The 13,208-nt window shown below is 71.0% G+C and carries 14 protein-coding genes; 10 read left to right on the top strand and 4 right to left on the bottom strand.

Going from position 1 to position 13,208, the window contains the following annotated elements; genetic code table 11:
• Positions 1-102 precede the first annotated feature (102 nt).
• Positions 103-456 (top strand): DUF3817 domain-containing protein, encoded by a 354-nt coding sequence (locus ACFYX3_RS18990; protein ID WP_389014518.1) that lies wholly within the window; start codon positions 103-105, stop codon positions 454-456.
• Positions 453-746, top strand: a complete 294-nt coding sequence (locus tag ACFYX3_RS18985; protein ID WP_116158775.1) for an MTH1187 family thiamine-binding protein — start codon at positions 453-455, stop codon at positions 744-746. Before ACFYX3_RS18990 ends, ACFYX3_RS18985 begins: the two co-directional genes overlap by 4 nt.
• A gap of 3 nt (positions 747-749) precedes the next feature.
• On the opposite strand, the gene ACFYX3_RS18980 is transcribed toward ACFYX3_RS18985, so the two are convergent.
• The gene (locus ACFYX3_RS18980; protein WP_389014515.1) at positions 750-1,742 is read right to left on the bottom strand and encodes a DUF5937 family protein; all 993 of its coding nucleotides are present in this window, start codon (positions 1,740-1,742) and stop codon (positions 750-752) included.
• A 150-nt stretch (positions 1,743-1,892) separates the two neighbouring features.
• Here ACFYX3_RS18980 and ACFYX3_RS18975 point away from each other — a divergent pair, with 150 nt between their 5' ends.
• From ACFYX3_RS18975 to ACFYX3_RS18960, 4 genes are all read left to right on the top strand, one after another.
• Complete coding sequence (locus ACFYX3_RS18975; RefSeq protein WP_389014512.1) at positions 1,893-3,269, top strand: MFS transporter; 1,377 nt, start codon at positions 1,893-1,895, stop codon at positions 3,267-3,269.
• 31 nt (positions 3,270-3,300) lie between these two features.
• Positions 3,301-3,810 (top strand): MarR family winged helix-turn-helix transcriptional regulator, encoded by a 510-nt coding sequence (locus ACFYX3_RS18970; RefSeq protein ID WP_116158773.1) that lies wholly within the window; start codon positions 3,301-3,303, stop codon positions 3,808-3,810.
• 55 nt (positions 3,811-3,865) lie between these two features.
• Entirely contained in the window at positions 3,866-4,198 is a 333-nt protein-coding gene (locus ACFYX3_RS18965) for a DUF3817 domain-containing protein (protein WP_116158772.1), read from the top strand.
• Positions 4,199-4,270: 72 nt separating this feature from the next.
• Complete coding sequence (locus ACFYX3_RS18960; RefSeq protein WP_389014507.1) at positions 4,271-5,971, top strand: methylmalonyl-CoA mutase; 1,701 nt, start codon at positions 4,271-4,273, stop codon at positions 5,969-5,971.
• Between the two features lie 68 nt (positions 5,972-6,039).
• On the opposite strand, the gene ACFYX3_RS18955 is transcribed toward ACFYX3_RS18960, so the two are convergent.
• Entirely contained in the window at positions 6,040-6,450 is a 411-nt protein-coding gene (locus ACFYX3_RS18955; protein ID WP_389014504.1) for a PPOX class F420-dependent oxidoreductase, read from the bottom strand.
• Between the two features lie 44 nt (positions 6,451-6,494).
• Entirely contained in the window at positions 6,495-7,127 is a 633-nt protein-coding gene (locus ACFYX3_RS18950; protein WP_389014501.1) for a TetR/AcrR family transcriptional regulator, read from the bottom strand.
• Positions 7,128-7,455: 328 nt separating this feature from the next.
• Here ACFYX3_RS18950 and ACFYX3_RS18945 point away from each other — a divergent pair, with 328 nt between their 5' ends.
• From ACFYX3_RS18945 to ACFYX3_RS18930, 4 genes are all read left to right on the top strand, one after another.
• Positions 7,456-8,421, top strand: coding sequence for a tetratricopeptide repeat protein (locus ACFYX3_RS18945; RefSeq protein WP_389014498.1), 966 nt, complete (start codon positions 7,456-7,458; stop codon positions 8,419-8,421).
• 592 nt (positions 8,422-9,013) lie between these two features.
• Entirely contained in the window at positions 9,014-9,697 is a 684-nt protein-coding gene (locus tag ACFYX3_RS18940; RefSeq protein WP_382663178.1) for a DUF6230 family protein, read from the top strand.
• Positions 9,698-9,814: 117 nt separating this feature from the next.
• Complete coding sequence (locus ACFYX3_RS18935) at positions 9,815-10,381, top strand: DUF6114 domain-containing protein (RefSeq protein WP_382663180.1); 567 nt, start codon at positions 9,815-9,817, stop codon at positions 10,379-10,381.
• Positions 10,371-11,669 carry a hypothetical protein gene (locus ACFYX3_RS18930; RefSeq protein ID WP_389014494.1) on the top strand — a complete coding sequence of 433 codons (1,299 nt, stop codon included), beginning with the start codon at positions 10,371-10,373 and terminating at the stop codon, positions 11,667-11,669. The genes ACFYX3_RS18935 and ACFYX3_RS18930 overlap by 11 nt, the downstream gene beginning before the upstream one ends.
• Before the next feature lie 85 nt (positions 11,670-11,754).
• Here the strand turns inward: ACFYX3_RS18930 and pyk are convergent, their stop codons facing one another.
• Positions 11,755-13,185 (bottom strand): pyruvate kinase, encoded by a 1,431-nt coding sequence (gene pyk / locus ACFYX3_RS18925; RefSeq protein WP_389014491.1) that lies wholly within the window; start codon positions 13,183-13,185, stop codon positions 11,755-11,757.
• Positions 13,186-13,208 lie beyond the last annotated feature (23 nt).

The following is a 13,208-nucleotide window of genomic DNA, read 5'->3' as shown; positions in this document are numbered from 1 at the left end:
GAAGGTACTGGGCCCCCGGCTAAAGAGACAGCAAAGTCGCCGTGCACAATGGACGGGCCCTTGTGCATCCGTTCACAAGATCGAACGAAGGTGACCCCCTCCGTGGACATCAAGACCGCTTCCTCCCTCCACCGGCTCCGGCTCGTCTCCGCGCCGGAGGCCGTCTCGTTCCTGCTCCTGCTGGTCTGCTCGGTGCTCAAGCGGACGACGGACTTCAACGCGGTGCCGGTGATGGGCGCGATCCACGGCGTGTTGTTCATCCTGTACGTCCTCTTCTGGCTGGACGCCTGGAACCGCACCAAGTGGAGCTTCGGCACCGCCGCGCTCTACTTCGTCCTCTCGGTGCTGCCCCTGGGCGGCTTCTACGCCGAGCGGAAGCTGAAGCGTGAGGCCGAGGACGCGGTCATCGCCTCCCGCGCGCGGGCCGAGGCGGCCCAGGGCGCGGTGAAGGCATGATCGTCGCGTTCTCCGTGACCCCCCTCGGCGTGGGGGAGGAGGTCGGCGAGTACGTCGCCGACGCCGTCCGGGTCGTCCGGGAGTCGGGCCTGCCGAACCGCACGGACGCGATGTTCACCTCGATCGAGGGCGAGTGGGACGAGGTGATGGACGTCGTGAAGCGCGCCGTCGCCGCCGTCGAGGCCCGCGCGCCGCGCGTCTCGGTGGTCATGAAGGCCGACATCCGCCCGGGCGTGACGGACGGCCTCACGGCGAAGGTCGAGACGGTGGAGCGCCACCTCGGCGCCTGACGGTCAGTCCGTCTCCGGCTGCGACAGCGCGATGCCCAGCGGGGTCCGCTCGTACAGCACCTGGTGGCCGTACCGCCGCGAGGTCAGCAGCCCCGCGTCCCGCAGCACCGACAGGTGCGAGGACACGGACGACGGCGCCCGGCCCAGGAGATGGGCCAGCGCCGTCGTCCCCATCGGCTCCGCCAGCGCGCACAGGACGTCCGCCCGCACCGGGCCGAGCAGCCGGGCGAGCGCCTCGGGGGTACGGTCCCGGGGCTCCGACCACAGGCCGCCGATCCCGCGCGCCGGATAGACCACCGTCGGCTGCCACGGCGGATCGAACCCGCTCACCACGTCCGGCCAGGTGAACACCGACGGCATGAGCACGAGACCCTGCCCGTCCAGCGGCCGGTCGTGCTCCCCGGGATAGTCCACCCGCAGCGTGGCCGTCTCCGAAGCCCAGTCGAAGGCCGGATGGAGCTCGCCGAGCAGCCGTTCGAGCCCGCCCTCGGCGAGCCGCCGCGAGTGGTACGCCACGTCCGCCTCGAGCAGTGCCCGCAGCCGGGGCCACTCGGGCGCGATCAGCGCCTCCCAGGCGCCCCGGAGCAGCTCGGCGAGCCGCTCCACCGCCCCGGCGGGATCCGCGAGCAGCCGCCGCCCCTCCGCGGTGTCCGCGGCCCCCGGCGTCTCGGCGAGCGCCCGCTCGAAGTCGTCGAGCGCGAGAGCCGGATCGATCTCCCGTACGGCGGCGATCTCGTCCTCGAAGGCGGCGGCGGGGCCCAGGGGCGGGGGATAGAGGAAGTCCGGGTTGTGCCCGCGCAGCGGCATGAGCAGGTGCAGCGGCCGGAGGTCGAGCTCCCGCGCGGCGCCCGCGATCCGCCGCATCCACGGCAGGTGGTACCCCTGCTTCTCGGGCCGCGCGAGCACCCGCACGGCGGAGTGCGTCTCCCAGAGCGGCGAGACGGCGAACCGGATCCGCAACGGGTCGGCCTCGCCGAAACGCAGGTGATACGGCACGGGACCCTCCGGGGGACGTGGCTGAACATTCGCCTGGAGCCGAAAGTCTAGGACCCGTCGTCCCTGCCGGGGCACGCTGCGCCCATGCCCGAGAACCACACCCGGACGCCTGAACCGGCGCCCGCGAACACCCCTGCCCCCGCACTTCCGGTGCCTGTCACGACTGCCGCCGCGCCCGCACCTGCGACCCCGGCCCGGGCCCCCGAGGCCACGCGGGTCGCCGATCCCGGCACCGCCCCCGCCCTGGTGGGCGGCTCGGGGGCCGCACTTGCCCCCGCCGGCGTCCCCGAGGCGGCGCCTGCCCCCGTGCCGGGCGCCGCCCCCGCCCCCCGTCCCGGCTACCGGGCCGTCTTCGCCGTCCGCGAGTTCCGGTTCGTGTTCGTGGCGCACCTGTTCTCGTTGCTCGGGGTCGTCGTCAGTGAGCTCGCGCTCACCGTGCTCGTCTACGACCTGACGAAGTCGCCGCTCCTCTCCTCCCTCACCTTCGCGCTCGGGTTCCTGCCGTACCTCCTCGGCGGCACCCTCCTCGCCGGGCTCACCGACCGGCTTCCGCCGCGGCGGATCCTCGTCGTCTGCGACCTCGTCTGCGCCGGGTGCGTCGCAGCGATGACCGTGCCCGCCACCCCCGTCGCCGGCCTGCTCGCGCTGCGCTGCGCCATCGCCGTCGTCTCGCCCGTCTTCAACGGCACCCGCATGGCGACCCTCGCCGACGTCCTCGGCGAGGGCGACCTCTTCGTCCTCGGGCGGTCGCTGCTGCGGATCGTGTCGCAGAGCGCCCTCCTCACCGGCTTCGCCGCCGGCGGCGTCCTCCTCACCCTCGTCCCGCCCCGCGGCGCCCTCGTCGTCACCACCGTCACCTTCCTCGCCTCCGCCCTGCTGCTGCGCCTCGGCACCGCACGCCGCCCCGCCCGCGGGACCGACTCGCCAGGGCTCTCCGGCACCTTCGCCGTGCTGCGCAACCGGCGCGTGCGGGCCCTGATGCTGATGTTCTGGGTGCCGCCGCTCTTCGCCGTCGTCCCCGAGGCCCTCGCGGCCCCCTACGCCGACGAGATCGGCGTCTCCACCGCCGCCCTCGGCCTCCTCATGTGCGCGCTGCCCGTCGGCACCATCGCGGGCGAGCTGTTCGCCGGATCGTTCCTGTCCGCCGCGACCCGCTCCCGGATCGTGCTCCCGCTCGCCGTCGCAAGCGTGGTGCCGTATCTCCTCTACGGCCCCCGGCCGGGCGTCGCCCTCGCGGCCGTCGCCCTCTTCCTGGCCGGCGCCACCGGTGCGTACACCCTCGGCCTCGACGCCTGGTTCGTCGCCGCCGTCCCCGAGGAGCAGCGGGGGAGGGCGATGACCCTGATGACCGCGGGCATGATGACCGTCCAGGGCGTCGGCATGGCCGGCGCCGGGGTCGCGGCCGAGTTCGCCCCCGTGCACACGGTCGTCGCGGGCACGGGCGTCCTCGGCACGCTCTGCCTGCTCGCCGCCGCCGCCGAGCTGCGGGCGACCGGGGGCGGCGACCGAAAGGCGAGACGGGGCTGACCGGCATATGACCAGTCGGTATGGTCGACGGGTGTCCAAGCCGCTCAGTCTCCCCTTCGACCCCATCGCCCGAGCCGACGAACTCTGGCAGAAGCGCTGGGGCCCGGTCCCCTCGATGGCCGCGATCACCTCGATCATGCGAGCCCACCAGATCCTGCTGGCCGAGGTGGACGCCGTGGTCAAGCCGTACGGGCTGACCTTCGCCCGGTACGAGGCGCTGGTGCTGCTGACCTTCTCGAAGGCCGGCGAGCTGCCGATGTCCAAGATCGGCGAGCGGCTGCAGGTCCACCCGACCTCCGTGACGAACACGGTGGACCGCCTGGTGAAGTCGGGTCTCGTCGCGAAGCGGCCCAACCCCAACGACGGCCGCGGCACCCTCGCCTCCATCACGGAGAAGGGCCGCGAGGTGGTCGAGGCCGCGACCCGCGACCTGATGGAGATGGAGTTCGGCCTGGGCGCGTACGACGCCGAGGAGTGTGCGGAGATCTTCGCGATGCTGCGCCCGCTGCGCGTCGCGGCGCACGACTTCGACGAGGGCTGACGGGCACCCCGACCCCCGCGAAGATCGCCCGGATCGTGCCGTTACGCTCGACGGCATGAAATCCAGCGTGCTGACCCGCTACCGCGTCATGGCCTACGTGACCGCCGTCATGCTGCTCATCCTCTGCGCGTGCATGGTCGCCAAGTACGGCTTCGGCGTCGGCGAGGGCCTGACCCTCGTGGTCTCCCAGATCCACGGCGTCCTCTACATCATCTACCTCGTCTTCGCCTTCGACCTGGGCTCCAAGGCCAAGTGGCCGTTCGGCAAGCTCATCTGGGTGCTGGTCTCCGGCACCATCCCGACCGCCGCGTTCTTCGTCGAGCGCAAGGTCGTCGCCGAGACGCTTCCGCTGGTCAGCGGCGCGCAGCCGGCACCGGTCAACGCCTGAGCATGCACCCCCGCACTGATGTGCGGGGGTTTGCCATCGACATTTACTAGGACGTCCTAGTAAATTCGAAGCATGGACGCTGACGCCATCGAGGAAGGCCGCCGTCGCTGGCAGGCCCGTTACGACAAGGCCCGCAAGCGGGACGCCGACTTCACCACGCTCTCCGGGGACGATGTGGAGCCCGTCTACGGGCCCCGGCCCGGCGACACCTACGAGGGGTTCGAGCGCATCGGCTGGCCCGGTGAGTACCCCTTCACCCGGGGCCTGCACCCGACCGGCTACCGCGGCCGGACCTGGACCATCCGCCAGTTCGCCGGCTTCGGCAACGCCGAGCAGACCAACGAGCGGTACAAGATGATCCTGGCCGCCGGCGGCGGCGGGCTCTCCGTCGCCTTCGACATGCCGACCCTCATGGGCCGCGACTCCGACGACCCCCGCTCCCTCGGCGAGGTCGGCCACTGCGGCGTCGCCATCGACTCCGCCGCCGACATGGAGGTCCTCTTCAAGGACATCCCGCTCGGCGACGTCACGACGTCGATGACGATCAGCGGCCCCGCCGTGCCCGTCTTCTGCATGTACCTCGTCGCCGCCGAGCGCCAGGGCGTCGACCCGGCCGTGCTCAACGGCACGCTCCAGACCGACATCTTCAAGGAGTACATCGCGCAGAAGGAGTGGCTCTTCGAGCCCGAGCCCCACCTGCGCCTCATCGGCGACCTGATGGAGCACTGCGCGGCGAGCATCCCCGCGTACAAGCCGCTCTCCGTCTCCGGCTACCACATCCGCGAGGCCGGCGCGACGGCCGCGCAGGAGCTCGCGTACACCCTCGCCGACGGCTTCGGCTACGTGGAGCTCGGCCTCTCCCGCGGCCTCGACGTCGACGTCTTCGCCCCCGGCCTCTCCTTCTTCTTCGACGCGCACCTCGACTTCTTCGAGGAGATCGCCAAGTTCCGCGCCGCCCGCCGGATCTGGGCCCGCTGGATGAAGGAGGTCTACGGCGCCAAGACCGACAAGGCGCAGTGGCTCCGCTTCCACACCCAGACCGCCGGTGTCTCCCTCACCGCCCAGCAGCCGTACAACAACGTCGTGCGCACCGCGGTCGAGGCACTCTCCGCCGTCCTCGGCGGCACCAACTCCCTCCACACCAACGCCCTCGACGAGACCCTCGCGCTCCCCAGCGAGCAGGCCGCCGAGATCGCGCTGCGCACCCAGCAGGTCCTCATGGAGGAGACCGGCGTCGCCAACGTCGCCGACCCGCTGGGCGGTTCCTGGTACGTCGAGCAGCTCACCGACCGCATCGAGGCCGACGCCGAGAAGATCTTCGACCAGATCAAGGAGCGCGGCCGCCGCGCCCACCCGGACGGGCAGCACCCCATCGGCCCGATCACCTCCGGCATCCTGCGCGGCATCGAGGACGGCTGGTTCACCGGCGAGATCGCCGAGTCCGCCTTCCAGTACCAGCGCTCCCTGGAGAAGGGCGACAAGCGCGTCGTCGGCGTCAACGTCCACCACGGCTCCGTCACCGGCGACCTGGAGATCCTGCGGGTCAGCCACGAGGTCGAGTGGGAGCAGGTCCGCGTCCTCGGCGAGCGCAAGGAGCGCCGTGACGACGCCAAGGTCCGCGCCTCCCTCGACGCGATGCTCAAGGCGGCCCGGGACGGCTCGAACATGATCGCCCCGATGCTGGAGGCCGTCCGCGCCGAGGCCACCCTCGGCGAGATCTGCGACGCCCTGCGCGACGAGTGGGGCGTCTACACGGAGCCCCCGGGCTTCTGATCCCCCGCACGGAGACACGGCAGGGGCGGTACGGGAACTCCCGTACCGCCCCTGCCGTATGAGGTGACTTATTTCGCGGCCGTGCCGAGGACCTTCGTCGGGGTGATCCGGACGACCACCCGAACCTCCTCCGGCGGCAGCTCCCGGTACTCCTGCCCGGCGCCCTCGCCCTCGTACTGCTCGGCGAGCGCCACCGCGAGCGCCCGTCCGGTGTCCTCGGCGACCGTGGCCGTACCCCGTATCTCGGCATAGCGGAGCGGGTCGTGGCGGTCGTGGACGGTCAGGCTGACCCGGGCGTCGGACCGGATGTTCCTGATCTTCCGGCGGCCGTCCTGGCTGGAGATCAGGAGGTCGTCGCCGTCGCGGCCCACCCACACCACCGAGGTCTGGGGAGAGCCGTCGGGCTGGATGGTGGCCAGTACGGCCGGGTTGACGTCGTCGAGCAGTGCGCGGACGGAGTCCGTGAGGTGAGTCGTCACGGCTGCCACGGTAGGAGGCGGCGGGTGGACCGCGCCCGCCGTTTTCAGCCCGTGGCCGCCGCCGCGCCCAGGCCGCCCACCAGGAGCGCGGAGAGGCGGGCCACCCAGGGGCCGTCCACCGGCTCCGCGCTGACCAGCGCGCGGTGCACGACCGCGCCGGCGATGACGTCGAAGATCAGGTCGTCGGTGGCGTCCACGGCCAGCGGGTCGCGGTCCGGCGGGAGTTCGCCGCGCTGCTGCGCCCGCTCGCGGCCGGCCAGGACCAGCCGCTTCTGGCGGTCGACTATCGAGGCGCGGATGCGCTCGCGCAGCGGCTCGTCCCGGGTCGACTCGGCGACCACGGCCATCAGGGCCGTCTTCGTCTCGGGCCGCTCCAGGAGGGCCGCGAACTGCAGTACCACGTGCTCGATGTCGGCCTGGAGGGAACCGAGGTCCGGCATCTCGAGTTCGTCGAAGAGGACGGCCACGGCGTCCACCACGAGCTCGTTCTTGCTGGGCCAGCGGCGGTACAGGGTCGTCTTCGCCACCCCGGCGCGGCCGGCCACGTCCCCCATCGTGAGCTTGGACCAGCCCAGCTCGACCAGGGCCGCGCGGGTCGCCTCCAGGATGGCCGCGTCGGCCTCGGTGGAGCGGGGGCGCCCGGTACGACTGCTGCGGGGGTTGGTGCGGCTACACATGACAAGCGACCATACCCGCCGGTAGGTATACCGCCAGAGGCCGGTGATGTGAGGCAGTTCACCGTACGGATCGAGTCCGCACCCTCCCGCGGGCTCCGTCCCTGGAGTTACGCTACGACCTGTAGCGAAAGGCATTGAGCGGCCTGAGCGACAACCGCAGCACCGGATGGGGATCCGGTGCGACAGAAGGTACCGGGTGGGGACCCGGTGCCACCGAAGACGAAGAACCGTGGCGTCCACGCGTCTCGCACACCGGCGGGAGATGCGTGGACGGCACGGTTCAGCCATGACTTACCGGTTACGCGCGCGGAAGGGGGAGGATGTATCCATGCAGCCCCGAAACATGTCCATGAGCGGCGTCGTCGACCTCGCCGCGGTGAAGGCGGCCGGAGAGGCCAAGGCGAAGGCGGAGCAGGTGCGCGCCGAATCCGCCCGGCAGGGCGGTTCCGCCGCCGTGCCCCCGTCGGCCCTGGTGATCGACGTCGACGAGGCCGGCTTCGAGCGCGATGTGCTCCAGCGCTCGGCCGAGGTTCCTGTCGTCCTCGACTTCTGGGCCGAGTGGTGCGAGCCCTGCAAGCAGCTCGGCCCCCTCCTGGAGCGTCTGGCCGTCGAGTACAACGGCCGCTTCCTGCTCGCGAAGATCGACGTCGACGCCAACCAGATGCTGATGCAGCAGTTCGGCATCCAGGGAATTCCGGCCGTTTTCGCGGTGGTCGCCGGTCAGGCGCTGCCGCTGTTCCAGGGCGCGGTGCCCGAGGCCCAGATCCGGGAGACCCTCGACCAGCTGATCCAGGTCGGCGAGGAGCGCTTCGGTCTCACCGGCATCGCCGTGGACGCGGACGCCGACGGCTCGGCGCCCGCCGCGCGGCAGGCCGGCCCGTACGACGCCCTCCTCGAAGCGGCCATGTCCGCGCTCGACGCCGGCGACCTGGCGGGTGCCGTCCAGGCGTACAAGAACGTGCTCGCCGACGACCCGGCCCACCCGGAGGCCAAGCTCGGCCTCGCGCAGGCCGAACTGCTCACCCGGGTGCAGGATCTGGACCCCGGCGCCGTCCGCAGGAACGCGGCGGACAACCCGGCCGACGTCGCCGCGCAGATCGCCGCCGCCGACCTGGACCTGGTGGGCGGTCATGTGCAGGACGCCTTCGGGCGCCTCGTCGAGACCGTGCGCCGCACGGCGGGCGAGGACCGGAACGCGGCGCGGCTCCGCCTCCTGGAGCTGTTCGAGGTGATCGGCGCCGACGACCCCCGCGTGACGGCGGCCCGGCAGGCCCTCGCCCGGGTGCTGTTCTAGGTCTCCGCGTGTGCCGGATCGTCTGACGATTTGGCAGCAGGGTGACAAAACGCGGCCGCGCTTTACCAAAACTTGGTAATCGCGGCCGCTGTTACTTGCAGTAAATCGAACCCGGCGTTCCGTCCCGATTCATCCGACGATCTCCTGACATTCCCCGTCGTTCGAACGTACCCAGCGTGCCCGTTCGGTCCCGTCCCGCCATGACGCGGTTATCCACCCGTTACTAGCCAGTAACGAACCCCCTTGTGCGGGGGCCCGGAATGGACCACGATCGGCCACGCTCGGTCCGAACCGCACCACCCCGGCAACCAACCGGGAGAGCGGCGAGGGTCCCCACCGAGTGGACCGGTGTTCCGGCACCGGTCGTGGACAGGGGGGTTCCCGCTCTCACCGAACGGGGCCTGTCCAATCAGGTCGCGCTCGAAGGCGTGGCCCAAGGTTGTCGCTCGGGGGTGATCGCCGGTGATTCGGACGCGCATCGCGCCGCCTGATGCCTCGGCGCTCTCCTTCCCGAGGACGTAGCTCTTCTCCCATCCCAGGGTGGCCCCCCGGGGTCCCTCCGGAGATGTACGTCCGAGAAGGAGGAATTCTCATGAAGTCCCAGGTTCGTGGCGGAACCAGATGGAAGCGGTTCGCCGTCGTCATGGTCCCGAGCGTGGCCGCGACGGCCGCGATCGGTGTCGGCCTGGCCCAGGGCGCGCTCGCCGCGTCCTTCAGCATCTCCGGCCAGGAGTTCAAGGTCTCGGCCCAGAGCCTTGAGGGTACGAACTTCGTCCAGTACGGCAGCGTGGACACGGGCAAGAACCTCGACGGTTCGAACCTCGCCGCCCCCGTCGCGGTGTCCGGCTTCTCCACCGCCAAGATCACCAAGATGTGCCAGTCGGTCGTCACGCCGAAGGTGCCGTTCATCAACGACTCGGTCACCCTCCGCCTGGAGGCCGGCACCAAGGCCGCCGAGACCGGCGATGACAAGGACAAGGTCCAGGCGAAGGACATCTACCTCGATGTCTCCGACCTCCAGACCGACGCCAAGTTCGAGAACATCGACATCGGCGTCGCCGCCGGCAAGCTCAACGAGTTCGGCGGCAAGGTGGTCGACGGCAAGCCGGGCATCCAGCCGAACACCGCGGCCAGCCCGTACGGCTTCGGCCAGCGCGCCGAGACGGCGACGCTGAGCAACGTGAGGCAGAAGGCCTGGGCCACCACGGCCGCGACCTTCACGCTTCCCGGCCTGCACCTGTCGCTGCACAAGGGCACCGACGCCGAGTGCTACTAGGACCGGCCGGCCCCTGAGGGCTGATCCGTTCCGGAGGGTGGGGCCGCCGCGTGCGGTCCCACCCGCCAGGTTCCTTCTTCATCTTTCTCAGCAACACCGCTTCCAGGGAGCTGTTCCATGAGCGCCGAGATCCCCGCCTCCCGCGAAGTCCCCGTAAAGGAGAACCGGTTCAAGGTCTGGCGGCAGACCCGGCCCTTCTGGGCGGGACTGTTCACCATGATCGGCGGCGTACCGATCGCCTATCTCCCGTACGGGGACATGCGGCTCGGCAACATGACGATCGCCATGCAGACGACCGCCGGGTCGGCCGCGCTGATCATCGGCGTCCTGCTCATCACGCTCGGACTGACGATGTGGTTCCAGCCCATCGTGCGGGTGTTCGCGGGCGTCGCGTCGATCGTCCTGGCACTCGTCTCCATCCCGGTGTCGAACTTCGGCGGCCTCGTCGTCGGATACCTGTTCGCCCTCATCGGCGGAGCCATGTCCGCTTCGTGGGCGCCCGCACGGCCGGTCGAGGAGATCGAGGACGCAGCAGAGCACGACGGCCGGCCGGAGGCCTCGGACGAGGCCGGTGCGGAGTACGAGACCGAGGTCGTGCCCGCGTTCCCGGAGCAGCGCGAGGCGGAGCACCAGGCGACCGAAACGACGATCGACGCCAACGGCGGGAGGAACAGTGCGGGGTGACGAGACTCAGTCGGCGCTCGCGAAGGAGGGCCCGCGGCACGCGGCCCCGCGCAAGTCGCTGCTGAACAGGATCCAGGGACCCGCGGGGAGGGCGATGGCCCTGGCGGCCATGCCGACCGCGGTGTTCGTGGGCATGGGCCTCACGCCCAAGCTCGCCCTCGCGGACAGCAAGGACATCCCCTTCGCCCCCGGCCCCTGCGTGACGCGCTCGGACGAGCCGACGCCGGACGCGACGGAGACGGCGACGCCGACGGAGAGCGCGAAGCCCACCGCCACCGCCTCGCCGACGGACACCCCCACGGCGACCGCCACGCCCTCCGCCACCGCGACGCCGGACGCGACCCCGACGCCCACCGCCACGCAGGGCGGACAGACCGCCGCGCCGCAGACGCAGCAGCAGGCTCAGGCGACGACCGCCCCTGCGCCCACGGCCACGCCCTCCCCGACGAAGTCCAAGAACCCGCTGGACCCGCTGGGCCTGGGCGACGCCCTGAAGGACCTCTTCGACGGCCCCGACAAGACGCCGACGGCCACGCCCACGCCCACCACGGCGCCGACCACGGCCGCGCCCACGCAGACGCAGCCCCCCGCCGACAAGGCGCCGGCGACCGACGCTCCGGCCCCGACCGCCACCACCGCGACCCCGAAGCCGAAGGCGGCGGACGAGGCCACGCAGAGGACGAAGTCGGCGATCGAGAAGGCCGCCGACGAGGCGGGCGTGAAGGTCGAGGAGCTGCCCGACAGCGTCAAGGGCCTCGACGTCACGAAGGACACGGACATACCCGACGGGGCCAAGCCCCGCTTCCCGTGCCCCGAGTACGACGCCCAGGCGCTCGCCGACGCGGAACTGGAGCCGGGCATCCCGCTGCTCCCGGACGCGCCCTGGCGCCTGGAGAGCTCCTGGCTCACCCTGAAGGGCCTCAAGTACCACGGCATCGTCGAGGTGAAGACCGGCAGCGGCAAGATCAAGAAGGTCCTCAAGTTCACCGCGTCCGAGGTGGACATCAAGGACCTGCACCAGATGACGGAGCACTCCGACGGCCGCACGGCGCACATCCGCTCCACGCCGGGCTCGACGTCGACCATCACCGGCGGCACGGTGACGATGTACACGGAGGAGCTGAAGGGCAACCTCCTCGGCATCATCCCGATCACCTTCAGCCCGGAGTCCCCGCCGCCGCTGGACATCTCGCTCGTCTGGTTCAGCAACGTGAAGATCAAGCAGGCGGGCCAGTTCGGCGGCAACCTCCAGATCAAGGGCCTCCGCAACACGATCGAGCCCAGCTGATCCCCGTACCACTCCGGGAGCCGCAATACGACGAGGGCCCCCGTCCGATCCGGACGGGGGCCCCCGTCATGGCGTCAGCGCGGTGTCACGCGCTCTCGGCGCCGCCCAGGTGGTGGACGCGGACCATGTTGGTCGTGCCCGGGACGCCGGGGGGCGAGCCGGCCGTGATGACCATGGTGTCGCCGGCGTTGTAGCGCTGGAGCTTGAGGAGCTCGGCGTCCACGAGGTCGACCATGGCGTCCGTGTTGTCGACGAACGGGACCAGGAAGGACTCCACGCCCCAGCTCAGGGTGAGCTGGTTGCGGGTGCCCTCGTCCGTCGTGAAGGCGAGGATCGGCTGCTGCGTGCGGTAGCGCGACAGGCGGCGCGCGGTGTCGCCGGACTGCGTGAAGGCGATCAGCGCCTTGCCGTCGAGGAAGTCGGCGATCTCGCAGGCCGCGCGGGCGACGGAGCCGCCCTGCGTGCGCGGCTTCTTGCCCGGGACCAGGGGCTGGAGGCCCTTGGAGAGCAGCTCCTCCTCGGCCGCGGCGACGATCTTCGACATCGTCTTCACGGTCTCGATCGGGTACGCGCCGACCGAGGACTCCGCCGAGAGCATGACCGCGTCCGCGCCGTCCAGGATCGCGTTGGCGACGTCGCTCGCCTCGGCGCGGGTCGGCCGCGAGTTGGTGATCATCGACTCCATCATCTGGGTGGCGACGATGACGGGCTTGGCGTTGCGGCGGCACATCTCCACGAGGCGCTTCTGCACCATCGGGACCTTCTCGAGCGGGTACTCCACCGCGAGGTCGCCACGGGCCACCATGACCGCGTCGAAGGCGGCGACGACGTCGGCCATGTTCTCCACGGCCTGCGGCTTCTCGACCTTGGCGATGACGGGGACCCGGCGGCCCTCCTCGTCCATCACCTTGTGGACGTCCTTGACGTCGTCGGCGTCGCGGACGAAGGACAGGGCGACCATGTCGCAGCCCATCCGCAGGGCGAAGCGGAGGTCGTCGACGTCCTTCTCCGAAAGCGCGGGCACGTTGACCGCCGCGCCGGGCAGGTTGATGCCCTTGTGGTCGGAGATCACGCCGCCCTCGACGACGATGGTCTTGACCCGGGGGCCGTCGACCTCGACGACGCGCAGCTCGACGTTGCCGTCGTTGATCAGGACCTGGTCGCCCTTGGACACGTCGCCGGGCAGACCCTTGTACGTGGTGCCGCAGATCGACTTGTCGCCCGGGACGTCCTCGGTGGTGATGGTGAACTCGTCACCGCGCACCAGCTCGACCGGTCCCTCGGCGAAGGTCTCCAGACGGATCTTCGGGCCCTGGAGGTCGGCGAGGACGCCGACGGCGCGGCCGATGTCCGCGGAGACCTGCCGGAGGCGGTCGTACCGCTCCTGGTGCTCTGCCTGGGACCCGTGGCTGAAGTTGAATCGGGCCACGTTCATACCGGCCTCGATGAGAGCCTTCAGCTGCTCATACGAGTCGACGGCGGGGCCCAGCGTGCAGACGATTTTGGAACGGCGCATGAGGCGGATCCTATCGGTTTGTT

It is taken from the genome of Streptomyces sp. NPDC002463, assembly GCF_042889835.1.
In the GTDB taxonomy this organism is placed as follows: domain Bacteria; phylum Actinomycetota; class Actinomycetes; order Streptomycetales; family Streptomycetaceae; genus Streptomyces; species Streptomyces nymphaeiformis.
Note: the sequence above shows the minus strand (reverse complement) of the source record. Positions and strands in the feature narration are given on the sequence as shown.